The 4121-nt window shown below is 41.8% G+C and carries 3 protein-coding genes and 1 pseudogene; 1 reads left to right on the forward strand and 3 read right to left on the reverse strand.

Annotation, left to right across the window (positions count from 1 at the left end; all coding sequences use genetic code 11):
• A pseudogene (locus MKL33_RS06305) lies at positions 1–400 on the forward strand (IS5 family transposase); the annotation flags it as partial.
• Between the two features lie 244 nt (positions 401–644).
• On the opposite strand, the gene MKL33_RS06310 reads toward MKL33_RS06305, so the two are convergent.
• From MKL33_RS06310 to MKL33_RS06320, 3 genes are all read right to left on the reverse strand, one after another.
• Positions 645–1070: a hypothetical protein gene (locus MKL33_RS06310; RefSeq protein WP_097355462.1), complete on the reverse strand. Its 426-nt coding sequence runs from the start codon at positions 1068–1070 to the stop codon at positions 645–647.
• Positions 1071–1152: 82 nt separating this feature from the next.
• A complete protein-coding gene (gene tpgA / locus MKL33_RS06315) occupies positions 1153–1965 on the reverse strand; it encodes a trimeric autotransporter adhesin/peptidogylcan-associated protein TpgA (RefSeq protein ID WP_097355463.1) in 813 nt (270 codons plus the stop codon).
• A gap of 69 nt (positions 1966–2034) precedes the next feature.
• The coding region (locus MKL33_RS06320) for a YadA-like family protein (RefSeq protein WP_270906683.1) at positions 2035–4121 on the reverse strand (2087 nt) is incomplete at its 5' end.

The raw sequence follows: 4121 nt of genomic DNA on the forward strand, positions 1-4121 counted from the left end.
TTTACTTGATCAGATTCCATTGGATGAGCAAATAGACTCTGTTTATACCGATGGAGCTTATGACACAAAAAGATGCCGTCAAGTCATTGCAGATCGACAAGCGCATGCAGTGATTCCTCCTAGAAAAAATGCAAGACCTTGAAAAGATACAAAATCACATTCTCAGGAGCGAAATGAATTACTTCGAACAGTTAAACGTTTAGGCAGAACACTATGGAAAAAATGGTCAGGCTATCATCGGCGAAGTTTGGTGGAAACCAAGATGCATTGCATCAAATTATTAGGGGATAAATTAACAGCAAGGAGTTTGCCTAGTCAGGTGAATGAGATTCATGTACGCATAGCAGTCTTGAATAAATTCACAGAGCTAGGTCGCCCTCATACCCAAGTTGCCACTTAAATTTGGATCACTTAGCGTAGCTCAGCCTTTCAAACCTTTATGCAACAAAGCCTGTTCATACGATCTATGTAAAATCCGATCCATGACTGCATCTGCAATTGAAGGATCTTGAAACTGTTCAAATCATAATTTCTTGAGAACTTGACTTGTGATTAATAGTCCACCATTTTGAGATTGTTTATCAATAATTTCAAGAAAAGATGTGATAAAAAAGACTTCCGAAGAAGTCTTTTAAATTTTCTGCTTACATTTGTTTAATAAAATAAAGCCCCAGACATTGTTTGCCTTCCAAGTCGGTACACAATTCTGCAGTTTTTGCTGAAATCCATTTCAAGCTTAAACGGATTTGCGCTTTAGTAAAATCAGTTGGCTGACCGTTGCAGCCAGCTTTTTTATTATCTTTACTGACATTCATGGCAAAGATATCTAAAATTTTAGGATCTTGGTTGCGCACAATGGCAAACTCGCCTGACATTTTTTTCTGTTTCGCGCTATAGATTACTTGTGCAGGCTGAGTGAATTGATAGCTTTCTGTACATTTCGTTTTTGTATTGTAAACCGTCCATGTCCCAAAAAAATCTTTTTTCAAATCAACTTGGGTTTTATCAAATGCTTGAGTAGATAAAGCACATGCACTAGCAAGCGCAAAGCAGGAAAGTTGTTTTAACATGTTAATGGTCCAAGTCATTTATTTTGTAAAACAGCTAGCTGGTACAGCCAGCTGCAAAGAGGTTAAAGTAAGAATTGTAGCTTTACCACACCACATTTACACGGCGATTAGGTGCTAAGCAGTTCACCGTTTGTACTGTGGCACGAGTTCCCGCGCATTGCTGATATAAATCAGTTTGGCTATTTGCCTGAATCTGAATCCGATTTGGGGCAATGCCTGCACTCACCAACAATTTAGCAACCGTATTGGCACGTTGTGATGACAATTGCTGGTTATGGGCAAACTTGCCTAAAGGGTCAGCAAAACCTGATACCACGACTGGGCCTGTACTTGGGCTTTGTTGAATGCGTTGCGCAATCTCTGTGACAATACCTGCACCCTGTTCAATTGCATTGGCATGGTAACGGTCAAAGGCAAAGAATACGCTGGCAGAACGATCTGTGATTTGTGCATCTTTCGGGGCTTGGTTATTTGCACCAAAAGCCATCAAACCCTGACAGGCTTCACCTTTCCAATACACGTTTTGCGCAGTGGCTTTTCGATTACTGAGTTTGTCAAAGTCAACGCGTAATTGGCAACGCAAATAATCCTGACTATTTGGTTGGCGAATATCTAACACATAATTCCACGTTTTATTGATGAATAAACCTTCATTAAACTGTGGATTGCCCAATAAATGACGGAATTGGTCTTTATTCAGTCCAACATCTAAACGCGCCACATCATCATATTCATAGCGTTTGACTTGTTTTAAGTAACTGTCACTGACCTCTGGAAAATGAATTTCCTGTTCTTGTGCAGTGGTTGTTTCAATTTCAGCAGCATGACTCAATGACATCGACATCACTAGACCACTGAATGCACCTAACAGCATGGTTTTGTTCAATGCTTTCATTTTTTATCTCTCTCAAAATTAAGGAAAAATGAAGAAGATGAGCGATTCTCATCTTCTTCGTCTAGTGAATTAGTCAATTACACCACTAATACCGATACGAACACTTGGATCACCTTGAGAAGCTGCAGCTACACCACCAGTCAGTGACCAGCGACCATTGTCCGCTGTTTTACGTAAGGTCACACCGACAGCATTTTCACCACCATGATAAGCAGCCCCAACAGCATAGGTGTATTTACCCGCAACAAATGGCGCATTTTCTAAAGCCATCGCGGCAGCAATACCAGCATTCGCTCTTTTCTCAACATCATCAATACGTTGGTTTGTTGCATAGAATGCTTGTTCAAGCTTATTACTTACATTATCAATTTTGGTATTTAATGTTTGGTCAGCTTGATTCAATGCACCTATCGCATCACCAACATTGTGGTAAGACTGATCACCTACGTTATATGTTGGATTTGAGAAGCTTTGGGTAATATTGTCATAACCTGCTCCACCACCTAAGTAGTTTACAAGTGCTTGATTTGTTGTATTAAGTTGAGAACCATTTACTGCATCTTTTGAGGACTCTGTAACTGCTCCCGCTTTAACACCAGTCACAGTACGCTCACCTGCTGTTCCAGCAACATTAACCTGAGTACCACCAGTATCTTTACCAACAGTAATCGCTGCATCTTTATCAGCTTGCTGAACTAAACCTGATTTACCATTGTTAATATTGCTAATGTCAGTCTGAAGATTCGAAATATCGCCCGTATTTTTATTGACCTGTTGTTGAACAGTCCATAACTGGCCTCCATTAACAGCATCTTTAGAACCTTCTGCTACAGTACCATTTGCTACATTTTTAATGGTTGTACCATTAGCACCGCCAGCTAAAGTAATAGAGTCTTTGTTAACTGATCCATCACTATTTTTATCGTACTGCACAGCACTATTAGCAAGAGCACCAACATTATTGTTTATGCTACTTATTGCGCTATCCAGTTGTCCTTTGTTTACCGCATCTGTAGAAGAAACACCTGCGGCTACATTACTTATCGTTTTATTACCAGCACTAATTCCAGAAGTAGTGATACTCGGACCGCCAGCAATGATTAAGCCTGTTGATCCTAAATGGACGTTATTACCAACTTTTACTCCAGTCGTATCGATAACGGTATTACCAGTCGTAACACTATCAACCTTCAAGTTTTTGTTCAGCGCGACCTTGATATTACCTTCATTATCAGTTTCGCTGCTTTGAGCAACAGTTAAGTTGTCATCGCCAGTAAAATTCACTTTACCATTTGGTTTGATATTTTTAGCAGTCGCAGCATCACCATTGGCTGAAACTGTCCAGCCTGCATTCGCTGCCGTACCTGCATCAGTAACTGCTTTATCAAGTGCTGTTAAAGCATCACCAACATTGTTTGCACTTGTACCTGCAACATTATAAGTCGGGTTAGAAATTGAACCATCTGTATTAGCTTTAGCACCACCACCAAAGATACTTGCAGTTGTATTTGTAACCTGTGTTACACGATTATCTACATGATCAAGCTGGCCTTTGTTTACTGCATCAGTAGCATTGGTGCCTGCTGCTACGTTACTGATTGTGTTGCCTGCAGCATCAATGCCCGCTGTGGTGATGCTTGGTCCACCTGTGATGGTTAAGCCACTGTTGTTTAATTTGCTGTTACCTGCGGTCACGCTATCTAGGTCAAGGTCACGGCTTAGGCTGTATTGAATGGTGTTGCCACTCTTCGCAACTTGTAAGTTCGTTTCGCCTGCTGCTGTGCCGATATCGACCGTATCTCCCGCTTTGATCGCACCTGCATTGGCACCATTGCTGGCTAAGTTCCAACCTTTGTCTAATTCACTGATCGCAGCACCTACGTTGTTCACGTCTGTGCCATTCACGGTATAGGTCGGTGCTGTCACTGCACCTGTCGTGCTGTCATAGGTTGCACCACCACCTAAGTTGTTGGCTGTGCTGTTGCCCAATGCATCAGTCTTGTTATCCGCTGCGGCGGTCGCTGCATCCAATTGGCCTTTGTTCACCGCTTGGTCTGCTGTGGTCGCATCTGCAACATTGCTGATGTTGGTGTTCGCAGCATCAATGCCCGCTGTGGTGATGCTTGGTCCACCTGTGATGGTTAAGCCACTGTTGT

This window comes from Acinetobacter sp. AOR43_HL, from assembly GCF_027854635.1.
Lineage (GTDB): Bacteria > Pseudomonadota > Gammaproteobacteria > Pseudomonadales > Moraxellaceae > Acinetobacter > Acinetobacter pittii.

Excerpts from the sequence above, each read along its gene's own strand:
- MKL33_RS06310 (WP_097355462.1), bottom strand. The coding sequence starts at position 1,070 with ATGTTAAAACAACTTTCCTGCTTTGCGCTTGCTAGTGCATGTGCTTTA.
- tpgA (WP_097355463.1), bottom strand. The coding sequence starts at position 1,965 with ATGAAAGCATTGAACAAAACCATGCTGTTAGGTGCATTCAGTGGTCTA.